The sequence below is a fragment of the Flavobacterium sp. ENC genome, assembly GCF_020991415.1.
Lineage (GTDB): Bacteria > Bacteroidota > Bacteroidia > Flavobacteriales > Flavobacteriaceae > Flavobacterium.
The window spans coordinates 137,391-161,553 of sequence record NZ_JAJMOY010000002.1; the positions used below are offsets into that span (position 1 = coordinate 137,391).

Sequence of the window (24,163 nt, forward strand, 5' to 3'; positions counted from 1 at the left end):
CTTGCTATATACGAAAGTATTAGCCTAAATTATAAAAAATGAAAAAAGTTGTATTAGCTTATAGTGGAGGATTAGATACCTCGTATTGTTTGAAATATTTAAAAAATGAAAAAGGATACGAAGTTCATACCGTACTTGTAGATACAGGCGGATTTGATGCTGAAGAATTAGAAGCAATTGAAAAAAGAGCCTACGAATTAGGAAGTGCACAACACGCCAACCTGACAATTGTAGATAAATATTACGATAAAGCCATAAAATATTTGATTTTCGGAAATGTATTAAAAAACAATACATATCCGTTATCAGTAAGTGCAGAGCGTGTTTTCCAGGCTATTGAAGCTATAAAATATGCTAAAAAAGTAGGAGCAAGCGCCATCGCACACGGAAGTACAGGTGCAGGAAATGATCAGATTCGTTTTGATTTGATTTTTCAGACCATTGCTCCTGAAATTGAAATCATTACACCAATTAGAGATTTGAAACTTTCAAGACAGGAAGAAGTGGATTATTTGTCTAAAAACGGCGTTCACTATTCCTGGGAAAAAGCACAATATTCGATCAATAAAGGACTTTGGGGAACCAGTGTTGGAGGAAAAGAAACACTAACTTCAAGCCAGCCATTGCCGGGTGACGCTTATCCTTCGCAATTGCAAAAAGAAGGAGAAGAAAAAGTAAGATTACATTTTGAGCAAGGAGAATTAGTGGGTTTAAACGGTCAGTTTGATAAACCATCCAATAATATTGTAGCGCTTGAAAAACTAGCCAATGCTTTTGCCATTGGAAGGGATATTCACGTAGGTGACACGATTATCGGAATCAAAGGAAGAGTTGGTTTTGAAGCTGCAGCGCCTTTAATTATCATCAAAGCACACCATTTATTAGAGAAACATACTCTTGGCAAATGGCAGCAATACTGGAAAGAACAACTTGGTAACTGGTACGGAATGTTATTCCACGAAGGTCAGTTTTTAGATCCTGTAATGCGTAACATCGAAACATTTTTGCAGGACACACAAAAAACGGTAAATGGTGTGGTAACGGTTTCACTAAAGCCCTATCATTTTTCGCTTGACGGAATTGAATCTGATAATGATTTAATGAATACCGGTTTTGGTCAGTACGGCGAAATGAACAACGCCTGGACCTCTGACGACGCAAAGGGATTTATTAAGATTTTAGGAAATGCCCAAAATATATTTTCATCTGTAAATCATTTAGATCATGATTAATGTCGGAATCATTGGTGGTTCTGGTTATACGGCCGGAGAACTCATCAGAATATTAATGTATCATCCCAATGTAAAAATTGATTTTGTATACAGCACTACAAATGCAGGAAAACCACTCTCCGTAGCGCACCATGATTTGATGGGAGATATCGAAATGAATTTTACAGATGTGATAAACCCGGATGTAAACGTCGTTTTTTTATGTCTTGGCCACGGAAAATCCATTTCGTTTTTACAGGAAAATCAATTTGCAGGTCATACCAAAATTATTGATTTGGGAAATGATTTCAGATTGAATAAGGATGCTCATTTCGAAGGAAAAGATTTCATTTACGGTTTACCGGAATTGAATAAATCAGACATTAAAAAAGCAAATTATATTGCAAATCCGGGTTGTTTTGCCACAGCGATTCAATTGGCATTATTGCCTTTGGCGAAAAATAATCTGCTAAACAATGATATTCATATTAATGCCACAACAGGAAGTACCGGTGCAGGAGTCGGACTTTCGGAAACTTCTCATTTTAGCTGGAGAAATAATAATATGTCGCATTACAAAGCTTTTGAACACCAGCATTTGGGAGAAATCTCGGAAAGTCTGGTCCAGTTGCAGGATGATTTCGAAAGTGATTTGCTTTTTATTCCCAACCGAGGGGATTTTCCAAGAGGAATTTTCGCAACCTTATATACTCTTTCAGACGATAGCCTGGAGCAATTGGTGGCGAAATACGAAGAGTTCTATAAAAACGAACCATTTGTAACCGTTACAACAACCAATATCAATATGAAACAAGTTGTGCAAACCAACAAATGTATCATTAGTTTATTGAAAAAAGGAAACCGGGTTTTAATTACTTCTGTCATTGACAACTTAACCAAAGGTGCCTCCGGACAAGCCATTCAAAACATGAATTTGATGTTTGGCCTGGAAGAAACCACAGGTTTACATTTGAAACCAAGCGGATTTTAATAATAGTTTCAAGTTTAAAGTTTCAGGTTTAACTTTCTGTGAGCAACCTGAAACCTGAAACGTGAAACAAAAAAATAAACAAAAACAAAATGAATTTATTTAACGTATACCCACTATATAATATCACCCCTGTAAAAGCCTTAGACTGCACGATTACAGATGAAAACGGAACAGAATATTTAGATTTATACAGCGGTCACGGTGTGATTTCTATCGGACATACACAGCCTGACTATTTGGCCAAATTGAAAAACCAACTGGATCATTTGGGATTTTATTCGAATGCCATCCAAAATCCTTTGCAGGTAGAATTGGCACAGAAATTAGGAAAGCTTTCCGGATTGGAAGAGTACGAATTATTTTTGTGCAGTTCCGGAGCTGAAGCCAATGAAAATGCTTTGAAATTAGCCTCTTTTCATAACGGAAAATCACGAGTTGTAGCATTTCATAACTCCTTTCACGGAAGAACTTCAGCAGCAGTTGCAGTTACCGATAATAAGAAAATCGTAGCACCAATCAATGCACAGCAAGTTGTTACTTTTTTACCGTTAAACCAAATCGAATTAGTTGAAGCTGAACTGGCAAAAGGAGATGTTTCGGCAGTAATTATCGAAGGAATACAGGGAGTCGGAGGTTTGGACGAAGGAACAACCGAGTTTTTTCAGGCATTAGAAAAAGCGTGTAAAAAACATGATGTCGTTCTGATCTTAGACGAAGTACAATCAGGATACGGAAGAAGCGGAAAGTTTTTCGCATTTCAACATCACGGAATTAATGCTGATATTATTTCGGTAGCAAAAGGAATGGGGAATGGTTTTCCGGTTGGAGCCATCTTAATTGCACCAAAATTTGAAGCAAGTTTCGGATTATTAGGAACCACTTTCGGCGGAAGCCATTTGTCTTGTGCCGCAGGAATTGCAGTTCTGGATGTAATCGAAAAACTGGATTTACAGAAAAATGTAAATGAAGTTTCAGCTTATTTCACGGAGCAGATCAAGCAAGTTCCGGGAATCAAAAAGGTAAAAGGAAAAGGATTAATGCTGGGAATTGAATTTGATTTTGATGTTGCGGCATTGAGAAAGAAATTAATTATAGAGAAACATATTTTTACAGGAAGTGCAAACAATAAAAACCTGTTGAGAATTTTACCTCCGTTGACAGTCAAAAAAGCAGATATTGACACTTTTATCGTAGCTTTAAAAGAAAGTTTAGAAGAACTTCAAAACTAAGTCTGCCATATACTGTTAATTCGTTTAATCGGTTAACCAGTTAAACGAATTTACGATTAAACGAATTAACCAATTAAACCAAAAAAATGAATCCATTATCAATTGAAAAACGCAATCTGGTTTTGCGGTCTATGGCAAAGCTGGTAGAGCAGGAGCGGAGCAGCATAATTCTCACCAATCAGGAGGATTTGCAAGCCTACGACGGTTCCGATTTAGCGATGGAAGAACGCCTGAAAGTAGATGATAAAAAAGTCGACGAGATGATTTTGTCCCTGAATCAGCTGGCTTCCCAGGAAGATCCGGTTGGAGTAGAACGTTTTCATTTTGTACATGATAATGGAATAAAAGTGATCAATAAAACAGCTGCTTTCGGAACGATTTTAATCATTTACGAATCACGTCCGGATGTCACCATTGAGGCAGGTGGAATCGCTTTTAAATCCGGAAATAAGATTTTGTTAAAAGGCGGAAAAGAAGCTTTAAAATCAAATTTGAAAATTGTTGATTTATGGCATCAGGCTTTAGAAGAAAACGGAGTTTCAAAAGACTGGGTAGAGTATCTGAATTATAGTCGTACGGAAACTCAGGCTTTTTTAGAAAAGCCAACTCAAAAAGTAGATTTGATTGTTCCGAGAGGAGGAGAAAAACTAATTGAATTTGTAAAAGCACACGCGACTTGTCCGGTTATAGTAAGCGGACGCGGGAATAATTTTGTGTACGTTCACGAAAAAGCAGATACTGATTTGGCATTAAAAGTAATTCTGAATGCCAAAACATCAAAAATATCAGCCTGCAATGCAGTGGATAAAGTTTTAATAGATTCGAAATTGCCCAACTTTGAAGGTTTTACCGCCATTTTAATCGAAGAATTAAAAGAACACAAAGTTGAAGTTATTGTGGATGACTCTTTAAAAACTTTCGAAGATACAACAACACTTCAAAATGAAGCTATCTGGTATGAAGAATTTCTGGATTATAAAATTGTCATTGGAACCATTGATTCTGAGGAAAAGGCAATCGAAAAAATCAACAAATATTGCGGCGGACATTCGGCTGTAATTATTACCAGAGATGATGAGGCAGCACAGCAATTTATGGACGCAGTAGATACCGCCGCCGTTTATCAAAATGCCTCCACCCGTTTTACAGATGGCGGACAATTTGGTTTAGGAGGAGAATTAGCCATAAGCACAGATAAATTGCACCAAAGGGGACCTATTGGATTACAACATTTGGTTACGAATAAATGGTACGTTTACGGAGATGGGCAAATTAGATAATTTGATAATTGAGATAATTAGAAAATTAGATAATTGGATTATTTATTGGAATTTTAAAAAATTGGAATTTATTAAAAATTTAGCTTTGCGACCCTTGCGTTTATAAGCGTCAGACAATAAAAAAAACTTTGCGCCCTTGCGGTAAACACACACAATATAAAACTTAGGCCCTTAGCCACTAAGAACCTTAGCCTCTTAAAAAAATGACTAAAAAGCGGATTTTATTAAAAATAGGAAGTAATACTTTAACCAAGGAAACCAATCATATTTCGCGGGGAAAGATTGAAGATATCGGAATGCAGATTGCAGCCTTAAACAAAGAGTACGAGTTTGTAATCGTGAGTTCCGGAGCCATTGCAGCAGCCAGGCAATTTGTAAAACTGGAAAGTAAAGGAAAGGAAATTGCACTAAAACAAGCTCTGGCATCAATTGGACAGCCCCATTTAATGCGGATTTTCCATGAAAATTTCAGCGATTTGGGATTATTGACTTCCCAGTGTTTGTTGTCGTATTCTGATTTCGAAAAAGACCAGTCGAAAGTAAACATTGTCAATACCATTAACGTTTTGGTGGAGAACAATTATATTCCGATTATTAATGAAAATGATACCGTTGCCACAGATGAGATCCGGTTTGGCGACAACGATAAATTAGCCGCTTTAACGGCAGTGCTGCTAAATGTTGATATTCTGATTATTGCCACGAATACAAACGGAATTTACACCAAAGATTCCATTCACGATGAAAATCCGGAAACTATTACAATAGTAAATGATTTAAAAGTATTGGAAAAAGAAATCGGAGAGTCAAAATCATCACACGGAACCGGTGGCATGCAGTCCAAAATTGAAGCGGCCGGAATTGCAAAAGCGGCTAATATCGAAACCTGGATCGTCAACGGATTAGATGATAATTTTATTTTAAAAGCATTAAAGAACGAAATTCCGTTCACAAAGATTGTGTAAAATGTTTATTTGTCTAATCGTTAATTCGGTTAATCTATAAACAAATAAACGGGTAAACAAATTAACGATTAAACAAAAAAATATGAATTATATTTCAATTCAGGATGTCAACTCCTTATCAAAATGGGTAAGAAGCGCGTTAAAAATCAAGAAGAACCCGCTTAAAAATCAAAGTTTAGGAAGAAATAAAACCTTAGGAATGTTATTTTTCAATCCGAGTTTAAGAACACGTCTGAGTACTCAGAAGGCGGCTTTAAACCTGGGAATGAATGTTATGGTGATGAACTTTACCAACGAAGGCTGGACATTGGAATTTGAAGACGGAGCCGTAATGAATTCAGGAGCTTCGGAACATATTAAGGAAGCGGCGGAAGTAGTATCACAATACTGTGATATTATCGCCATTCGTGCTTTTGCAGGTTTGGAAGATAAAGAGAAAGATTATGCCGAAACGGTTATTTCGGGATTCCTAAAATATGCGACAGTGCCGATCGTAAACATGGAAAGTGCTGTGCGTCACCCGCTTCAGTCTCTGGCAGATGCCATTACGATGGAAGAATACAAAACAGAACACAGACCAAAAGTAGTGCTTTCGTGGGCGCCGCATCCCAAAGCCTTACCTCAGGCCGTAGCCAATTCATTTGTAGAAATGATGCAACTGCAAAAAAACATGGATTTTGTGATCACACATCCGGAAGGTTACGAACTGAGTCCGGAAATTACCAAAGACTGCAAAATCGAATACGACCAAAGCAAAGCTTTCGAAAACGCCGATTTCGTCTACGTAAAAAACTGGAGTAATTTTAACGACTACGGAAAAGTAACCAATATTGATCCCGAGTGGACTATTACCGCCGAGAAAATGGCATTGACCAACAACGGAAAATTTATGCATTGCCTTCCTGTAAGACGTAACGTAATCGTAAGTGACGAAGTGCTGGACAGCGAAAATTCAATCGTAATTCAGCAGGCGAATAACAGAACCTATTCGGCACAATTGGTGTTGCAGAAGATTTTAAAGAAGTTATAAATAAGGCACAAAGGTGCAAAGTTGCAAAGGAGCAAAGGTATCAAACCTTTATCAAAACCTTTGAACCTTTGAGCCTCTGGACCTCTGAACCTAAAAAAATGGTAACAGTAATAAAAATAGGCGGAAACATAATTGACAATCCAACCGAATTAGAACAGTTTTTAACTGATTTTTCTAAAATTGAAGGGTATAAAGTGTTAGTTCACGGGGGAGGAAAATCCGCTACAAAGATGGCTGAAAGTATTGGCCTGGTCCCGCAAATGATCGAAGGGCGACGTATTACAGACGCTCCGATGCTGGATGTTGTCGTTATGATTTATGCAGGGCAGATCAATAAACATATCGTCGCACAATTGCAGTCGAAAGACAATAACGCCATTGGTTTTTCAGGAGCTGACGGAAATTTAATTCAGTCAACAAAAAGAAATCATCCAACGATCGATTATGGTTTTGTGGGAGATGTAAAGCAGGTAAATACAAAATTGCTGGCGACATTGCTCGAAAACGGAATTGTTCCTGTCTTCTGTGCCATTACACACGACAAAAACGGACAATTACTGAATACAAATGCCGATACAATTGCAAGTGAATTGTCAATCGCCTTGTCTGAAGTTTTTGAGGTTACGTTAACGTACTGTTTTGAAAAACAAGGCGTTTTGCAGGATTCTGAAGATGATTCCTCCGTAATTACAGCGATTAATGAAGAGCTGTACCATAAACTAAAAGCTGAAAAAGTGATCCATTCAGGAATGATTCCCAAATTGGATAATTGTTTTAATAGTTTAGCAAGAGGTGTTCAGAAAATCAAAATCGGGCATCACAAAATGCTTCAGAATCCTGATGTTTTGCATACCACTATTACATTATAAAAGGTTGCCACAAATTACACAGATTTCCGCGAATTAAAATTTTTAAAAAATTAGTGCAAATTTGTGTAATTCGTGGCAAAAAAACAGAGCCAGCGAAGACATTTTAAATATTAATTTAAGAAATTTGCGCAAATTAAAATTGTCACACAATTGGTATAAGAATCAATTAAAAACTTTGTGACTTGAGCCTTCGTGGCACAGAACATACACTATGAAGAATATAGAAACGCTTACCAAAGAAGCCATACAATTATTAAAAAATCTGATTGAAACCCCTTCATTTTCCAGTGAAGAAGATCAAACAGCACTTTTAATAGAAAATTGGTTCAGTCAAAACGAAATTCCTTTTAAAAGAGAAAACAATAATGTGTGGGCTTTCAATAAATATTTTGACGAAAACAAACCAACACTGTTATTAAATTCTCATCACGATACTGTAAAACCCAATCAGGCGTATACCAACGATCCGTTTAAGGCAATTGAAAAAGACGGCAAGTTATTCGGTTTGGGAAGCAATGATGCCGGAGGCTGCCTCGTTTCGTTACTGGCCACATTTGTGCATTTTTATCACAACGAAAATTTACCTTACAATATAGTAATAGTAGCTTCTGCAGAAGAAGAGAGCAGTGGTAAAAGTGGTTTAAACAGCGTTTTACAGCATTTGCCGGAACTGGATTGCGCTATCGTAGGCGAACCCACTTTAATGCAGTTGGCTGTTGCCGAAAAAGGATTATTGGTGCTGGATGTAAAAGTAAAAGGAACGGCAAGCCATGCGGCACACCAAAATGACGATAATGCTTTATACAAATCAATTCCCGTAATGGAATGGTTTAAAAATTATAAATTCGACAAGATATCTGAAGTTCTGGGGCCTGTAAAAATGACCGTAACGCAGATCAGTGCCGGAAAACAGCATAATGTGGTGCCGTCCGAATGTGATCTGGTGGTGGATATCCGTGTAACAGACTGTTATTCGAATACCGAAATCCTTGACGTCGTTAAAGCCAATATCAACGCTGAAGTTACCCCTCGATCAATGCATTTAAATGCTTCATCCATCCCGGTTGCGCACGGCTTAGTTCAGGCCGGAATCGCGTTGGGAAGAACAACTTACGGATCGCCAACCCTTTCAGATCAGTCGGTTTTGAGCTGTCAGTCTTTAAAACTGGGGCCTGGGGAAACCTTACGTTCGCATTCGGCAGATGAATTTATTTTTATCAGTGAAATTGAGGAAGGAATCGATTTGTACATCAAAATACTAACCGGTTTCTTTAAATTATAATTGTCGTCCTGAGCGGAGTCGAAGGAGTCGAAGGAGTAGGAGCTAATCCCGCTATCCGTTCCAATCTTTTATTTTTTAAAGAAAAAAATAAAAGGATTTTCACTGCTATCGGGGCTACAAAACCAAAAGTATAAACAACGACATTTAGGAATAATTAGAAAATAAGATCAAAAATCTAATAGTCTAAAGAGTCTAAATATCTAAAAATCTAAGAAGTCTAAAAATCTAAGTTATGAAACTTTGGGAAAAAGGAATACCAACAGACAAACAAATCGAACACTTCACTGTCGGAAACGATAGGGACCTCGATTTGGTTCTGGCAAAATACGACGCATTAGGATCTATTGCACACGCCAAAATGCTCGGACAAATTGGTTTGCTGACTGCAGAAGAAACGGATTCTTTAGTAGAAGCCTTAAACGAAATCATCGCAGATATCGCAAAAGGAAACTTCATCATCGAGGACAGTTTTGAAGATGTTCACTCTAAAATCGAATATTTATTAACGGTAAAACTGGGCGATGCCGGAAAAAAAATTCATACCGCCCGTTCGCGTAACGATCAGGTTTTGGTAGATGTTCATTTGTATCTGAAAGACGAAGTCAAAGCCTTAAAAGAACAGGTAAAAACACTTTTTGATTTACTGATGGAATCCGCAGAAAAACACCAGAATGTATTATTGCCGGGTTATACACATTTGCAGATTGCAATGCCTTCCTCTTTCGGAATGTGGTTTTCTGCTTACGCGGAGAGCCTGATTGACGATATCACCATGCTGAATGCAGCAGCAAAAATTGTAGATCAAAATCCGTTGGGTTCAGCAGCAGGTTATGGGAGTTCGTTTCCTATCAACAGAACATTTACAACTCAGGAATTGGGTTTTGAAACTTTAAAATTCAATGCCGTTGCCGCTCAGATGAGCCGCGGAAAAGCTGAGAAAACTGTCGCTTTTGCCATGAGCAGCGTAGCAGCAACCTTGTCAAAATTTGCCATGGACGTGTGTTTATATATGAGTCAGAACTTTGATTTTATTGGCTTGCCTTCACATCTTACCACAGGTTCGAGTATTATGCCACACAAGAAAAATCCGGATGTTTTTGAATTAATCAGAGGGAAATGCAACAAAATTCAGGCCTTGCCCTACGAAATTACTTTAATCACTAATAACCTTCCAAGCGGTTACCACAGAGATTTACAGCTGTTGAAAGAAGGACTTTTTCCTGCAATCCAAAACTTAAAAGCGTGTTTGGATATTGCTATTTTCTCGATAAAAGACATTACGGTAAAAGAGCATATTCTGGAAGATAAAAAATACGACTATTTGTTTACCGTAGATACGCTTAACGAAATGGTTGTAGCAGGAATGCCATTCAGGGATGCCTACAAAGCCGTTGCAGAACAGCTGGAAGCAGGAACCTATAGCTCTCCAAAAGCAACAAAACATACCCACGAAGGCAGTATTAATAATTTATGCCTGGATGCCATAAAACTTAAAATGCTTAACAGCTATTAGTCATGACTTACGCTTTAGTCAAGTAGCTTTAGTGTAAGTGGTTAGAGAAATTGTTTTAAAAATATAAAAAGCGTTAGGAGAAGATCATAACGCTTTTTTTTGAGTAAATCCTTTGTCGTTACGACAGAAAATCCATGCCAAATCCCTACATTTGAGAATCAGTTATCTTAAAATAAGACTATGGCAAAATTTGAAGAACAGGCAACTCAAACTCTTTTTGAGAAAAATTTCATTACCGAAGAACAATTGGTCCAGATAAAAGAGTACCGCAGTTCAGGTATTTTTTCATTAAATGCTGAACTAAAGATGTTCCTGTATTTATCGGTTTTGCTTTTTACATCCGGAATTGGAATCCTGATTTATGAAAATATTGATACGATCGGGCATATCGCAATTTTGTCTTTGTTATTGATTGTTATTGTAATCTGTTTTTACTTTTGTTTTAAGAATTCAAAAGGATTTCAGAAATCAGAAACCACTTTTGAAAGCCCTGTTTTGGAATATCTGGTGCTTGCAGCCAATATTCTGACCTGTATTTTTATTGGTTATCTGCAATTTCAATACAAACCTTTCGGAACACATTACGGTCTGGCAACATTGGTTCCAACGATTGTGAGTTTCTTTTGCGCGTATTATTTTGACAATAAAAGCGTGCTAACGATTGCGATTACAGGTCTGACAGCTTACGTTGGTTTTTCAGTAACACCACAGGATTTGCTGAAAAATGATTTTTATACGCATCAGGATTTAAGTTATTCTGCCGTTATATTAGGAGGATTATTGGTATTATGGACCATTTACAGTTCAAGAATCCAGCTCAAGACGCACTTTAATCTCATCTACCTGACATTTGCCCTTCATATGATCAGTATCGCTTCCATTAGCAATTTGGTAAACGATCACAAGGGAATCTGGTTTGCTTTTTCGATTATTCTGGCCGGATCCAGTTTTTATTTTTATAAAATCAGCCATGAAATAAAGGCGATCTCCTTGTTTGTTTTTATGATTATCTATGCTTACATCGGAATAAATATATTTATTTTCAGGGTTTTTGAGAATATTGACTTCTCCGATATCTGGGTATTATTTGTTATGGTTATCCCTGCCTATTTTATTGGTTCCATAATTCTGTTTATCAAATTAATTAAGAACTTCAATAAAGAAATCGCCGAATGATATTAGATAAAAGTAAATTAGAAAATTCAGCTTTGATTGAAGAAGCGGATTCATTAAAAAGTGCTGGTTTTATAGGAAAAGAGCAGCTTGATTTTATAAAAAAAGAACTTCCCGTACTGAACAACCACAAAAATATTCTGGTACGTATTGGTTTCTTTTTGCTGGGAGCCTTTTTGTACTCTTCACTATGCGGTGTTATTTCACTTTTGGGACTTTCCGGAATGGATGAGAGCTGGAAAATATTCCCCTATCTGTTCGCTATTATTGGTGTTGTCGGATCAGAAATTCTGACCAAGCAGGGCTATCATCATCACGGACTTGACGACGCTTTTATCTTAGGATTACAGCTGAATATCGGTTTTGCTGTTGGAGTTTCGACAGATGGTGATAACATATTGGCGATTACAATAGCGGTAACAATCGTTTCGCTGATTGCTTATTTGCGTTATGTACATTTGCTGTCTGCATTGGTTTTTTACCTCGCATTTACGGCAACCTTAGGATACGCTATATTTGATTTTCTGGAAGCAGGACAGGCAATTTTACCATTCTTTATGATGCTGTACGGCATAGGAACCTATTATTTTTGCCGAAGAGTTATAAACAAATTACAAGAACCCTTCTACTACAACGGACTTCTTTTAATAAAAAGCCTGAGTTTAATTCTGCTGTATTTTTCAGGAAATTATTTGGTGGTGCGGGAATTTTCAGCAAGTTTAGCCGATACTTATTATGAAATAAGTCCCGAAATTCCGTTCGCATTTTTCTTCTGGATTTTCACCTTTGGAATCCCGGTTTTGTATTTGGTTTTTGCCTTAAAAAGCAAGGACAGAATTATGCTTTGGATTAGTTTTGCCGCGATAGCTTTTTCCTTTTACAGCTTTCGGTTTTATTATTCGGTTCTGCCAATAGAAGTTGCATTAACCCTGGGAGGTCTGGTTTTATTTGCAATAGCATTTTTAGCCATCAAAAAATTAAAACACAAAGAAACCGGAGTAACATTTAAACCGGACAGAATTTCCAATTCCAATGCCTTTTTAAATGCCGAAGCACTCCTTATAGCTTCAACGTTTGGAATGAAACCGGAAGTAAAAGCACCGGAATCCCCAATGGAATTTGGAGGAGGAGGCTTTAGCGGAGGAGGATCAGAAGGGAATTTTTGATTTTTTAACGAGTTAAGAGTTAAGAGTTAAGAGTTAAGAGTTAGAATTGAACCATAAACTATAAACCACAAAAAAAAGTAAAACCCTGAACTGGAAAATTCAGGGTTTTACTTTTTTTATTATTTCTATTTCGTACTTCTAAATCATAACATCTAGCATCTAGCATCTAACATCTAGCATCTGACGTCTAGCATCTGACGTCTAACAATCTAACAATCTAAAAATCTAACATCCAACATCCCCACCTTTCCTAAACTTTTGCTTTCAGAGCTTCTGCATCAATATCGCTGTGGGAAACGTTATAAACGGCTTTACCGTTTTTGATTAAAATCAATTGTGGTGATTCGTGATAGACATTAAATCGACTGGCGATCTCGTTGGAGACATCCCGATGTTCAATTAAATCCAAAAAGAAAGCATCTACTGTTTCGTCCAGATCGTATGCTCTTTCGAATTGTTTCAGGGCCATGCGGCTGATGCTGCATCGTGTACTGTGCTTAAAAATTACGATAGGCTTAACATTCGAAATGGTTTCAATATCGCTTAACTGTGCTAAATTTGTAAGAGGAATCCAGTTTATTTTGCTTTTTTGAGAATCAGATTTTTCCGAATCTCCGAAGATTGAATTTAAAAAACTCATAATTTGACTGTTTTTGTGACTTTTTGACATTTGTAATGATTGATTTTTTCATTTTTAATGCCATTTTGTCTTAATTTTTACTATGGACTATAATTTGAATAGACAGTAGCAAAGTTATATCATTTAAAATTAAATTTTGATGCAATAAAATCAAATTTTGATGGTATCAATTTTCAAAATTAAAATAGCAAACCTAAATCTTACAAATATGAATATAAATAAATTTACAACTAAATCCCAGGAGGCCATTCAGCTGTCACAACAGCTGGCTCAAAGGTACGGGCAGCAACAAATAGAAAACGAACACATTTTTAAGGCCATTTTTGAAGTTGATGAAAATGTAGCGCCTTTCATTTTGAAAAAACTCAATGTAAACTTACCGTTGTTTCTTCAGGTATTAGATTCAACCATTCAAAGCTTTCCAAAAGTTTCAGGAGGAGATATTGTACTTTCAAGAGACGCAAACAAAGCCCTTAATGAAGCTGAAATTATTGCACAAAAAATGAACGATGAATATGTTTCAATCGAGCATTTAATTTTGGCCATTTTCGATTCAAAAAGTAAAGTAGCCCAGATTTTAAAAGATCAGGGCGTTACCGGAAAAGCATTAAAAGCTACAATAGAAGAACTTAGAAAGGGAGAACGAGTGACTTCGGCTTCCGCTGAGGAAAATTATAATTCCTTAAATAAATACGCTAAAAACCTGAACGAATTAGCGCGTACCGGAAAACTGGATCCGGTGATCGGCCGTGATGAAGAAATTCGACGCGTATTACAGATTCTGACCCGAAGAACCAAAAACAATCCAATGCTGGTAGGGGAACCCGGAGTAGGTAAAACCGCCATCGCAGAAGGATTGGCCCATAGAATTGTAGATGGTGATGTGCCTGAAAACCTGAAAGATAAAATCGTTTTCTCTCTGGATATGGGGGCGTTAATTGCCGGAGCCAAATACAAAGGGGAATTTGAAGAGCGTTTAAAATCAGTTGTAAAAGAAGTAACTGCAGCAGAAGGCGATATCGTTTTGTTTATCGATGAAATTCACACGCTTGTAGGAGCAGGCGGAGGAGAAGGTGCAATGGATGCGGCGAATATTTTAAAACCGGCTCTGGCTCGTGGAGAATTAAGAGCAATCGGAGCAACAACCTTAGATGAATACCAGAAATATTTTGAAAAAGATAAAGCGCTGGAGCGTCGTTTTCAAAAGGTTTTAATTGATGAACCGGATACCGAAAGTGCCATTTCAATTTTGCGTGGTATCAAGGAGAAGTACGAAACACATCATAAAGTTCAGATAAAAGACGAAGCTATTATTGCAGCGGTAGAACTTTCACAACGTTATATTACCAATCGTTTCCTACCGGACAAAGCCATTGATTTAATGGATGAGGCCGCTTCCAAATTGCGTATGGAAATCAACTCCAAACCGGAAGAACTCGATGTTCTGGATCGTAAAATCATGCAGCTTGAAATCGAAATTGAAGCCATTAAACGCGAAAAGGAAGAAAGCAAGCTTAAGATTTTAGGAATGGATCTGGCCAACCTGAAAGAAGAGCGAAATGAAATCTATACCAAATGGAAAACTGAAAAAGATGTCGTAGACGGAGTTCAGGCTGTAAAATTAGAAATCGAAGACTTCAAACATGAAGCCGAACGTGCAGAACGAGAAGGGGATTACGGAAAAGTAGCCGAAATCCGTTACGGGAAAATCAAAGAAGCACAGGAACGTCTGGATGTTTTGCTGAAACAATTGCAGGAATACCAATCCGGTAATTCTTTAATAAAAGAAGAAGTAACGCGTGAAGATATTGCAGAAGTGGTCGCAAAATGGACCGGCATTCCGGTAATGAAAATGCTTCAGACGGAAAGAGAAAAGCTGTTGCATCTGGAAGATGAATTACACAAACGCGTGGTAGGGCAGGAAGAGGCCATTGAAGCTGTAAGTGACGCCGTACGCAGAAGCCGGGCTGGTTTGCAGGACATGAAAAAACCTGTTGGGACATTCCTGTTTTTAGGAACTACTGGAGTAGGTAAAACAGAGCTGGCAAAAGCTTTGGCAGAATATCTTTTTGACGATGAAAATGCCATGACTCGTATTGATATGAGCGAATACCAGGAACGCCACAGTGTGAGCCGTTTGGTTGGAGCACCTCCGGGATATGTGGGGTATGATGAAGGGGGACAACTGACAGAAGCCGTTCGCAGAAAACCGTATTCCGTGATTTTGCTGGACGAGATCGAAAAAGCACATCCGGATACCTTCAATATTTTGTTGCAGGTTTTAGATGAAGGCCGATTGACAGATAATAAAGGACGTCTGGCTGATTTCAAGAATACCATTATCATCATGACCTCCAATATGGGAAGTCAGATTATCCAGGAGAAATTCGATAATCTAAAAGGCGGTATCGAAGCCGCAACCGAAGCTGCAAAAGTGGAGGTTTTAGGTTTACTGAAACAAACAGTCCGTCCGGAATTTATAAATCGTATCGATGAAATTGTATTGTTTACACCCTTAACGGTTGAAAATATTTCGAGAATTGTCAGCTTACAGCTTAAAAGTGTTACCAAAATGCTGGCTTTACAAGGTATTACAATGGATGCAACTCCAGAAGCCATTAAATATCTGTCAGACAAAGGATATGATACTCAGTTTGGGGCAAGACCGGTAAAACGTGTGATCCAGAGGGAAGTACTCAATCAGTTGTCGAAAGAAATTCTGGCCAATAATATTACAACAGATAGTATCATTTTAATTGATGCTTTCGACGGAAAACTGGTTTTCAGAAACCAGACCCATAAAGTTTAATGATTTTTGTTTAGTTAATTATTAAATTGGGGAAGCATCAGCCGAAAGGCTGGTGCTTTTTTTTTTTTGGAATAAGTTTGAATCCGTGAATATTGAAACTTTTTTTTAAAGTAATATAAACCGAATTAACGATTTAGTACAGAAATTTACAAATAACTTAAAAACAGAAAATCATGAATAATATTTTTAGAGGATTAATAGCAGGTTACGGAGCAAAAAAATTAGGAGGAGGATGTTTCGGAACTATCTTTGTTTTTGTAATTATCTGGTTGCTTTTAGGGCAATGCAGCTAATTTTTTGGCAAAGATTTGATAAAAAAGTATTAGATTCGCTTACCTAAAAAAATAAATAGCGTAAACTAAATTTGGTGTTGAAAGCCAGGTGATTATGCAAATTTAAAAATAAAATTAATTTATAATGGCATCAGGTTTTTTCGTACTATTAGATGATATCGCAGCAATCATGGATGATGTTGCAGTAATGAGCAAAGTGGCAGCAAAGAAAACTGCCGGTATTTTGGGCGATGATTTAGCAGTGAATGCGGAAAAAGCTTCAGGATTTGCATCTTCAAGAGAACTTCCTGTTTTATGGGCCATTAGTAAGGGATCACTTTTAAATAAAATCATCATACTGCCCATTGCTTTTCTTTTAAGTGCCTTTTTTCCCATTGCGATTATTGTCATTTTGGTGCTTGGAGGTCTTTTCCTGGCCTATGAGGGTGCAGAAAAAATATATGAATTTATATTTCCCCATGAAGACCCTTCAGAAGGAATTACAGAAGAAAACTTTACCGAAGAAGAAATTTTAGCTCTTGAAAAGGATAAGATAAAATCAGCCATTGTAACCGATTTTATTCTTTCGGTAGAAATCGTAATCATTGCATTGGGAACCGTAATTGGTAAACCGATCTTATCACAGATTGTTGTGGTTTCAATCGTTGCACTGATTGCAACCATTGGTGTTTACGGTATTGTCGCTATCATCGTAAGAATGGATGAAGTAGGTTTTAAAATGATTCAGCACAGTAAAAAGGAAAAAAGCATTTTAAAAACGATAGGAAATATTTTGGTACAGGCACTTCCAAAGGTTATTAAACTTTTAACTGTGGTTGGTACAATCGCTTTACTGCTTGTATCCGGTGGATTATTTGTACACAATATTGAATTTTTACATCACTTATTCCCGCAGCTGCCTTCTATTTTAAAAGAATTTATAATTGGACTGGTAGCAGGATTTATAGTCCTGGGAATTGTAAATCTGTTCAAAAAGCTTTTTGGAAAGAAAGCACATTAATTTAAAAATCATTTTCAGAACATATCAGGAACATCAGCTGCAAGGCTGGTGTTTTTTTATGCTTTTTTTATAAGAATAAAAGTTTGGAAGCCAGCTCTTTACTTTTTTGTTTGTGTTATTTAACATTTTATCTAAGCAACCTTATCCAGGTATTCCACTCTTCATAATAAAATAACAAACAAATATTTATTATGAAAAAGTTTAAATTAAATTCAGTTTTATTAGTATTATTCTCGTTAACAGTATTTGCGTCTTGCGACAGTGATGACAAAACACCTGATCCGGTCAAAGAAACCGTAAAAAATGCTTTGGCAACTGAAGTAACAGGACCTGCAACCGGAAAGGTAAACACAGAGCTTAGTTATGAGGTAACTTTTTTACCGGACAATTCTTGCGGTGAGTTTACTAAATTTACAGAAGCAACCATTGGAACCGTAAAAGGTTTACAGGTAGAAGTGAAATATCCGGAGGTTTGTACACAACAGGTTGCGACGCCTAAAAAAGCAGTTTATAAATTTAAATCGGCAGAAAAAGGAACTTTCGAAATCAAATTCAAAAAATCAGAAACTGAATTTATAATCCAGAAAGTGGTTATTGATTAATTAGTTTCCTGATTGATAAAATTGAGGACATAAACCATTTTTCAACTATTTGATTCTATCGTTAAGGAATTACATATTTGAGAAATGGTTTTTGTTTTTGATAAATTAATTTTAGATAAAATAACTATCTTTGAATGATTAAAAGAATATGATTATGGGAGCTTTAGAGTTAAGAGATAGTATTTTAGAATCTATAAGTACTGCAGATGAACGTCTTCTAAAAGTTGTTAAAGCAGTTATAGAAAGTTATCAGGAAGAAGAAATAGTGGCGTTTTCGGTAGATGGAAAACCGATTACAAGAAGTGTTTATAAAGCTGAATTAGCTACCGCAAAATTAGAAATTGAAAAAGGACAATTTACATCACAGGAAGATTTAGAAAAAGAATCTGAAAATTGGTAAATGAGTACGATAGAAAAAGTAGTCTGGACCAATACAGCCAGGAATCAGCTAAAAAGCATTTACAATTATTATAAAGAAAAGTCTATTCAGGGTGCCAACAATGTAAAAAATGATATTTTAGCCAGTACAAAGAAGATTCACTTTGTAGAACAGTACCAAAAAGATGAAATTGAGCCTGAATATAGAAGAATAATCGTTAGGGATTATAAAATATTATATAAGGAAGAGAATAGAGTTGTTTATATTGCACGAATATTTTCAACAAAAAGGGATTCTGTAAAATAATTATAAAGAAAAGAGCTTAATGAGGCTCTTTTTTTATGAAAGGTAAGTAAGCAAGACATACTTTGTCATTCCTCTAAAAATTACTATTTTTGCACTCTAAATTTTATGTCATGCCGAAAAGAAAATATAAAATAGCCGTTGTCCAGTTAAATCTGAATGACGTAGCCGAAAATAACCTGAAAAAATGTATCAGCTGGGTCAAAGATGCAGCCCATAAAGGAGCTGAAGTCATTTTACTTCCCGAATTATATAGCAGCCATTATTTTTGCCAAAGCGAAGATGTAGATAATTTTGCCCTGGCAGAACCGCTTTACAGTACTTCCTTTATTGCTTTTAGTGAATTGGCAAAAGAATTAGGGGTTGTCATTATTGTTCCTTTCTTCGAAAAAAGGATGGCCGGAATTTACCACAATAGTGCGTATATCATTGACGCTGACGGTACAGAAGCAGGTTTATACCGCAAAATGCATATTCCGGATGATCCGCATTTTTATGAAAAATTCTATTTTACACCCGGAGATTTGGGCTTTCAGGCAATCAAAACCCAAAAAGGAACTGTTGGGACATTAATCTGCTGGGATCAATGGTATCCGGAAGCAGCCCGTATTACAGCCTTAAAAGGAGCAGAAGTGTTATTTTATCCGACAGCGATAGGATGGCATCCAAAGGAAAAAGAGCAGTATGGTGAAAACCAGTACGGAGCCTGGATGAATGTAATGAAAGGCCATGCGGTTGCCAACGGAGTTTTCGTTGCCGCTGCCAACAGAATTGGTTTAGAACAATATATAGAAGGTACTGAAGGAATTCAGTTTTGGGGCGCTTCTTTTATAGCCGGACCTCAGGGTGAAATTCTTGCTCAGGCGTCTCACGATCAGGAAGAGATTCTTATTGCCGAAGTCGATTTGGACTTACAGGAAAATGTACGTCAGAACTGGCCGTTTTTCAGGGACAGAAGAATCGACGCTTTCGGGGATATTACCAAAAGAGCAATTGATTAATTCATTTTATTCCATAAAAAAAGCCGTTTCAAATATTTGAAACGGCTTTTTAAATTTATAAGAGAGATATTATTTTACTTTGAAAGTAACTCTTCTCACGATTTGACGGGCTTCTTTAGAATTTTTATTCACAGAAGTATCTTCACCGTTTGCAATTACATTCAGTCTTGAAGCATCAATTCCAGCGTTTGTAGCTACGTTTTTCACAGCTTCAGCTCTTTTTCTTGATAATTCAGTGTTGTAGTCAGAACTTCCGATTTCATCTGAATATCCAATGATATCTGCAGATTTACCCGGATTGTTTTTCAAATATTTCACTAAGAAATCAACACCGGATAAAGAAGCGTTTGTTGGTTTAGAAGAGTTAAAATCGAAATAAACATTTACATATCCTCCGTTAATTAATTCTTCAACCGTGTTATTTGTAGCGGTTTCTCCGCCTTTTTGAACGTAAGTTTTCTCTAAATAGCTTTCCAGTTCATCCGGCACACCATTTTGATTGGTGTCGATAGATTGTCCTTTAGTATTAACAGCAACTCCGGAAACCGTATTTGGCTCTAAATCATACAGATCAGCTACACCATCTTTATCAGTATCAATAAGATTAGTTTCGATTGTTGTAACTCTGTCTTCTAATTTGTTTAATCTTTCATTTTCTTCAGAAAACCAGTCAGCATGTTTTTCGTTTTTACCTAAGTAAAAAGTTAAACCAACAGAAGCATTCAGCAATACACCATCAAATGAACCTGTAGTCGTCTGACCCATTCCGTCAAAGTTGTGATTTTGTCTTCCGTTAACAATACCTGTTAAATCTCCGGTTAAGGCAATGCTGTTGCTTAATCTGATTTGACCGGTAAGACCAAGAATTCCGTGACCCATATAATCTTCTCCGTCAAAACCATTATCAGAAGTTAATTGGCTAACACCAAATCCACCATGTGCCAAAATACCTATAGTATTAGTCCACGTTTCAAAATTTAATGCTCTTCCAATATTTACAACCCCTTGCAAACTGGTTCTGATCGATCTGCTTTCGAATGCAGGTGTATCATCACGTTCCTGAAATTGATCATATCCAAAATCAAGTTTCACACCAAATTTAGGGTTAAACATATATCTCACACCTAAATCAGCGTGGAAAGGATTTAATGTTGCAGTAGAATAACCAGGTGTCAATGCTCTGGTTGGTTTGTTTACACCGCCATTCAATTCAATAGACCATCTGTCATATGCAGGTTTGTCAACTGAAGGCTGAGCCGCTGTCGTTGCCATATTTTGCGCACTTGCTGCAAATGATAGTACTAAAAATGATACGGAAGCTAATGTCTTTTTCATGATATCTAATATTTAATTTTAATTTGTTAAGCTTTTATTAAGCTTACGACAAACTTAGACCATCAATCAGGAAAATATGTTCCAATACCTTTCTGTAAATCTTATATAATTTCCATTTATTAGCCGAAAACAGTGCTAAATTGTTAAAATAATCTAAATTTTGACCAAAATAAAAGGGACAAAATCAGTGTTTTGCCCCTTTTACTATTTTCGAAATGATAAAATTTACTTCAAATCAGCCTGGAAAATTTTAATCGTTCCGTCACCTTCACTGCTCACGATTACCAGGCTTCTTTTTGTGGGACTTTTAGAAGCCGGAATAAAGAGTAACCCTTCCGGAGCATCACCAGTTTTTACGGTTTGTAAATATTGCGGCGAAGCTGGATTGGTAACATCATATGTCATAAAAGCATCCGATCTTTCTAAACCTACAAATAAAATATTCTGGTTCCCCATTTTGGCTACTACGACCGCTTCAGGCTCAGAACCTTTATCGTCGCTGCGCTTATCATCATAAGTTCCTAATTCATTGCTTTTTTTATCAACATCATTTTTGCTGTCATAGACTATTTTTCCTGTGTTTCCATTCCATATCGAAAAGGAGCGTGCTCCAAAACTTACCATTTCATCTAAGTCTCCATCTCCATCTGTATCGCCCATATCGGCAACAAGATTTAACCTGCCTAAATTAGTTTCCAGTTTTAAGGTAGCGGCATCCGGGAAAACGGCTGCATCTAATGTCATGTCTTTCATTCTTTTAATATCGGTATTTGCAGTATATTCTCTTGCATCTCCCTCATTGGCCGTAACAAAATAAGGTACGTTATTAGCAGAAAAATGACTGATGGCATCCGGCATAAACATTCCCTTTACTTTCCATGGATTAAAAGCTACTTTGTCATCCTTATCACTTACGTCAATAGCATTTTCAGCAGTATTGAAATCTTTAAGTCCCAGAGGATAAATAGCGGTAATGGTTTTAGCTGTTAAATCTACTTTTGCAACTCCATTGTTTTCCTGAAGTGTAACCCAGGCCGTTTTAGAATCATCGGAAATGGTTACATATTCAGGTTCGATGTCTTGTGCAAAAGACTTGGCAAAGGTTGAAATTCTAAATCCGTCTTTTTTCAAAGCCGCAGCCTGATTGCTGAAAGAGCTGAAGTCTAATGTGGTTACCGTATAATTGTTAGCAACTTCGATAATAGAAATGCTTCCGTTCGGATCCTGAGAATAGTCTGTATTTGGTTCTCCCTCGTTGGCTGTCATGATGTATTTTCCGTCCGGTGAAAAAGTAATCATATCCGGCAGAGCACCAACGGTAACTTGTTTAATCAGGCTGTAATCAGAAGTATTAAAAACAACTACTTTTCCATTTCCTTGTTTGTTAACTGTAGATTCCAGGGCAACAGCTAATTTTCCGTCATAAACAGCAACACTATTTGAAGCACCTTCGTAAGGAGTTAAATCAATTTTTCCAATTTTGGTTGGTTTTGTTGGGTCAGACAAATCAATTACATCAATCTGATTCGTTCCGCTATTATTTACCGTAAAAAGTCTTTTTGTTTTTTCATCATAAGCTGAAATTTCAGCTGCCGCTTCTCCGCCTATCTTAATGCTTCCAATTTCTTTAAAAGCAGCCGGATTTTCACTTACAACAACTTCAGGTTCTTCGTTGTTTGAATTTTCATCATTATTACAGCTTGCCATTAAAAACAAAGCAGTTAATAATGAGATACTTAATTTTTTCATTGTGTTGGTTTTTTAGTTTTGCCAAATGTAAATTGCAGAATCTGGCTGTATATTAAGGCTGTATTATTTAATCTTTAACTTAATTTTTATTGGCTATTTTATCGAATTCCAATTTGATTTTCCTCCAGCTGTTTTATAATCCTTACGAATCATTATCTTTGTACACTTTCAAATTTAGAAACGCTATATGTCAACAAATAATAGAAGATTCCCGGCAGAATGGGAGAAACAACAAGGAATTGTATTGTGTTTTCCACATAATGGTAATGACTGGCCCGGTAAATATGATGCCGTTCAATGGGCTTTTGTGGAATTTATTAAAAAAGTAGCCACTTTTGAAACCGTTTTTTTGGTTGTAGCCGATGAAAAACTAAAAGAAAAAGTAGCCGGAATGCTGGAACGAGCTCGTGTAAATGTGACGAACGTTTCTTTCATTATACATAAAACCAACAGGAGCTGGATGCGCGATTCCGGACCGATTATCGTAAAAAATGGCTCGAAAAGAGAGGCCCTGAATTTCAATTTCAATGGCTGGGCAAAATATAAAAATTACCAGCTGGATAAATTTGTTCCCGGAAAAGTGGCTGATTTTATTGATGTTCCCTTAACACAGGTAATGTACAAAGCAAAACCGGTCATTGTGGAAGGCGGAGCAATTGATGTAAACGGAAAAGGGACATTACTCACTTCTGAAGAATGTTTGATGCATCCTGCTATTCAGGTTAGAAATGCTGGTTTTACCAAAGAAGATTACGAAGCTGTCTTTAAGGAATATTTAGGGGTTACCAATGTTATCTGGTTAGGAGATGGTATAGAAGGCGATGATACCCACGGGCACATCGACGATTTATGCCGATTTGTCAATGAAGACACCATTGTAACAATTGTGGAAACCGATAAAAATGATTCGAATTACAAGCCGCTGCAGGATAATCTGAAACGTTTGCAGAATGCAAAATTAGAAGACGGAAAATCGCCAACAATTGTCGCTTTGCCAATGCCTAAACGTGTTGATTTTGAAGAATTGAGATTACCGGCAAGCTATGCTAATTTCTTAATTCTGAACAACTGTGTTCTGGTGCCGACATTCAATGACAGCAACGATCGTGTGGCTTTGAATATATTATCAGAATGTTTCCCGGATCGCGAAGTAATCGGAATAAGCTGTATTGATTTTATCTGGGGATTTGGAACGTTACATTGCCTGAGCCAGCAGATTCCTGCTTAGTTGTTTGGGAATTTAATCACGCAAAGGCGCAAAAGTGCAAAGTTTTTTTCTCATTTTGTGTCATTTCGACGTAAGGAGAAATCGCATTAGAAGGTCCATACTGAATGTCGTCAAT

The 24,163-nt window shown here is 36.9% G+C and carries 21 protein-coding genes; 18 read left to right on the forward strand and 3 right to left on the reverse strand.

Going from position 1 to position 24,163, the window contains the following annotated elements; all coding sequences use genetic code 11:
* The first annotated feature begins 38 nt into the window (after positions 1 to 38).
* From LPB89_RS05440 to LPB89_RS05490, 11 genes are all read left to right on the forward strand, one after another.
* The gene (locus LPB89_RS05440) at positions 39 to 1,232 is read left to right on the forward strand and encodes an argininosuccinate synthase (protein WP_230700733.1); all 1,194 of its coding nucleotides are present in this window, start codon (positions 39 to 41) and stop codon (positions 1,230 to 1,232) included.
* Complete coding sequence (gene argC / locus LPB89_RS05445; RefSeq protein WP_230700735.1) at positions 1,225 to 2,202, forward strand: N-acetyl-gamma-glutamyl-phosphate reductase; 978 nt, start codon at positions 1,225 to 1,227, stop codon at positions 2,200 to 2,202. Before LPB89_RS05440 ends, argC begins: the two co-directional genes overlap by 8 nt.
* An 89-nt stretch (positions 2,203 to 2,291) precedes the next feature.
* Positions 2,292 to 3,431, forward strand: a complete 1,140-nt coding sequence (locus tag LPB89_RS05450; RefSeq protein ID WP_230700737.1) for an aspartate aminotransferase family protein — start codon at positions 2,292 to 2,294, stop codon at positions 3,429 to 3,431.
* Between the two features lie 86 nt (positions 3,432 to 3,517).
* A complete protein-coding gene (locus LPB89_RS05455) occupies positions 3,518 to 4,711 on the forward strand; it encodes a glutamate-5-semialdehyde dehydrogenase (RefSeq protein ID WP_230700738.1) in 1,194 nt (397 codons plus the stop codon).
* A 203-nt stretch (positions 4,712 to 4,914) separates the two neighbouring features.
* Complete coding sequence (gene proB / locus LPB89_RS05460) at positions 4,915 to 5,676, forward strand: glutamate 5-kinase (RefSeq protein ID WP_230700740.1); 762 nt, start codon at positions 4,915 to 4,917, stop codon at positions 5,674 to 5,676.
* 82 nt (positions 5,677 to 5,758) lie between these two features.
* Positions 5,759 to 6,706 (forward strand): N-acetylornithine carbamoyltransferase, encoded by a 948-nt coding sequence (locus tag LPB89_RS05465; protein WP_230700741.1) that lies wholly within the window; start codon positions 5,759 to 5,761, stop codon positions 6,704 to 6,706.
* Between the two features lie 98 nt (positions 6,707 to 6,804).
* Positions 6,805 to 7,575, forward strand: coding sequence for an acetylglutamate kinase (gene argB / locus LPB89_RS05470; RefSeq protein WP_230700743.1), 771 nt, complete (start codon positions 6,805 to 6,807; stop codon positions 7,573 to 7,575).
* A gap of 211 nt (positions 7,576 to 7,786) precedes the next feature.
* Entirely contained in the window at positions 7,787 to 8,857 is a 1,071-nt protein-coding gene (locus LPB89_RS05475; protein ID WP_230700745.1) for a M20 family metallo-hydrolase, read from the forward strand.
* A gap of 232 nt (positions 8,858 to 9,089) precedes the next feature.
* Positions 9,090 to 10,370: an argininosuccinate lyase gene (gene argH / locus LPB89_RS05480; protein WP_230700746.1), complete on the forward strand. Its 1,281-nt coding sequence runs from the start codon at positions 9,090 to 9,092 to the stop codon at positions 10,368 to 10,370.
* 180 nt (positions 10,371 to 10,550) lie between these two features.
* A complete protein-coding gene (locus LPB89_RS05485) occupies positions 10,551 to 11,546 on the forward strand; it encodes a DUF2157 domain-containing protein (RefSeq protein ID WP_230700748.1) in 996 nt (331 codons plus the stop codon).
* On the forward strand, positions 11,543 to 12,709 hold the full coding sequence (locus tag LPB89_RS05490) for a hypothetical protein (RefSeq protein WP_230700750.1): 1,167 nt from the start codon (positions 11,543 to 11,545) through the stop codon (positions 12,707 to 12,709). Before LPB89_RS05485 ends, LPB89_RS05490 begins: the two co-directional genes overlap by 4 nt.
* Before the next feature lie 250 nt (positions 12,710 to 12,959).
* On the opposite strand, the gene ytxJ is transcribed toward LPB89_RS05490, so the two are convergent.
* Entirely contained in the window at positions 12,960 to 13,349 is a 390-nt protein-coding gene (gene ytxJ / locus LPB89_RS05495; RefSeq protein WP_230700752.1) for a bacillithiol system redox-active protein YtxJ, read from the reverse strand.
* A 208-nt stretch (positions 13,350 to 13,557) separates the two neighbouring features.
* Here ytxJ and clpB point away from each other — a divergent pair, with 208 nt between their 5' ends.
* From clpB to LPB89_RS05525, 6 genes are all read left to right on the forward strand, one after another.
* Entirely contained in the window at positions 13,558 to 16,158 is a 2,601-nt protein-coding gene (gene clpB / locus LPB89_RS05500) for an ATP-dependent chaperone ClpB (RefSeq protein ID WP_230700754.1), read from the forward strand.
* A 417-nt stretch (positions 16,159 to 16,575) separates the two neighbouring features.
* Positions 16,576 to 17,451, forward strand: coding sequence for a DUF808 domain-containing protein (locus LPB89_RS05505; protein ID WP_230700755.1), 876 nt, complete (start codon positions 16,576 to 16,578; stop codon positions 17,449 to 17,451).
* A gap of 191 nt (positions 17,452 to 17,642) precedes the next feature.
* Positions 17,643 to 18,053 (forward strand): hypothetical protein, encoded by a 411-nt coding sequence (locus tag LPB89_RS05510; RefSeq protein WP_230700757.1) that lies wholly within the window; start codon positions 17,643 to 17,645, stop codon positions 18,051 to 18,053.
* A gap of 154 nt (positions 18,054 to 18,207) precedes the next feature.
* Positions 18,208 to 18,453, forward strand: coding sequence for a hypothetical protein (locus LPB89_RS05515; RefSeq protein ID WP_127337460.1), 246 nt, complete (start codon positions 18,208 to 18,210; stop codon positions 18,451 to 18,453).
* Entirely contained in the window at positions 18,454 to 18,738 is a 285-nt protein-coding gene (locus LPB89_RS05520) for a type II toxin-antitoxin system RelE/ParE family toxin (protein ID WP_230700759.1), read from the forward strand. It abuts the gene before it with no gap.
* A 110-nt stretch (positions 18,739 to 18,848) separates the two neighbouring features.
* Positions 18,849 to 19,736, forward strand: coding sequence for a carbon-nitrogen hydrolase (locus LPB89_RS05525; protein WP_230700760.1), 888 nt, complete (start codon positions 18,849 to 18,851; stop codon positions 19,734 to 19,736).
* 69 nt (positions 19,737 to 19,805) lie between these two features.
* Here the strand turns inward: LPB89_RS05525 and LPB89_RS05530 are convergent, their stop codons facing one another.
* Together LPB89_RS05530 and LPB89_RS05535 are read right to left on the reverse strand one after the other, a co-directional pair.
* Positions 19,806 to 21,071 carry an OmpA family protein gene (locus LPB89_RS05530; protein ID WP_230700762.1) on the reverse strand — a complete coding sequence of 422 codons (1,266 nt, stop codon included), beginning with the start codon at positions 21,069 to 21,071 and terminating at the stop codon, positions 19,806 to 19,808.
* 225 nt (positions 21,072 to 21,296) lie between these two features.
* Entirely contained in the window at positions 21,297 to 22,820 is a 1,524-nt protein-coding gene (locus tag LPB89_RS05535) for a choice-of-anchor I family protein (RefSeq protein WP_230700764.1), read from the reverse strand.
* Positions 22,821 to 23,007: 187 nt separating this feature from the next.
* Between LPB89_RS05535 and LPB89_RS05540 the strand changes: the two genes are divergently transcribed.
* Entirely contained in the window at positions 23,008 to 24,048 is a 1,041-nt protein-coding gene (locus tag LPB89_RS05540) for an agmatine/peptidylarginine deiminase (protein WP_230700765.1), read from the forward strand.
* Positions 24,049 to 24,163: the final 115 nt, after the last annotated feature.